At 54.7% G+C, this 1,068-nt stretch carries 1 protein-coding gene; it reads right to left on the bottom strand.

The window, feature by feature from the left end; genetic code table 11:
• Window positions 1–1,068 (bottom strand): hypothetical protein (locus AC1D1P_RS24135; RefSeq protein ID WP_477674762.1); only part of this gene is annotated, 1,068 nt, incomplete at both ends.

Below are 1,068 nucleotides of genomic sequence, written 5' to 3'. Positions count from 1 at the left end.
GATCTGCACGGAAAAGATCGCCTGGTTTGCAGTTGTTTTCTTTTGGGTAAACGTAGCAGGCCGGGTTTTTCAGGTTCAGGAACCCGTTGTGCTCGGCAAGAACTGGCCCGGGACTTAATCCGTCGGCTGAAAAATACTCTCTGCGGTATCCAAACGCCGGGTTGTAGCACTCCAGTTGCGACATGCCGGCAACCAGTGTGTTATTGACAATGGCCCTCAACAGCCGCGGTCCAGACTGTATCTTTGAGACGGTTCCCAGTTCCCTGATCTCAGGCGTAAAGCTCTTTTCTTTCAATTGCTGGTGAGYTATGGCGATGGCGCCGGAATAGTAAATCGGCTGGAAATAGAACTTTCTCGGATCGGATGATGACTGAATGACTAGACCTGTGAGGCATGCGATAACTGCGACGACTTTCAGATGTGGCCACCCGGAACGCTCGAACAGCAAGCCTGTGCCGACGGCGATCATTGGGATGTACACAATGATCCAACGCAGTGGCGTACTGGTTGAGTTGATGACGGGAATGCTTTTAAGGATGGCATTCCAGTGCGGCTCAAAGTAGTTAAATGCAATGGGCCATACCAAGCCAACGACGAAGGCCAGCAGCATGAACAGTTTTTGTGGCGCGGGCCATTTAAGTGCCCGGGATGTCAGCGTCCATCGCATCATGCGCTCGGAAAGTAGAAGGACAAGTAGTACTGCGCATGCAGTGCCAAAGCTGTACGCCCATTCCTCCGGGTTAAGCCCCCACTGCTGGTTGACGAGCAACTTCACCCCGATGTCGTGTGCCTGCTGCGAATCCATGAACAGGGCGGCCATGATCATGGTCACCGTGTCTGTCAAAGTACCTGCGCCTGGAAGCAGGTAGGCAGTGCGCGGAAAAAAGGCCATGAAGGAAAACGTGGCGACCAGTTTGGAAGCTGAAAGCGCTGCACCAATGGTGGCCGCCAGCACGCCCCGGATCATGAACTGGCGGAAGGCCCCCCCCAGCAAGCCATGAAGCAAACCCAGCAGCAGCACGGACAGCGCTGCTGGCAGGAGCAGTGTGCTGAAGCCTGAATGAACCC

The sequence above is a fragment of the Polaromonas sp. P1_E1_2 genome, from assembly GCF_056406035.1.
Note: the sequence above shows the minus strand (reverse complement) of the source record. Positions and strands in the feature narration are given on the sequence as shown.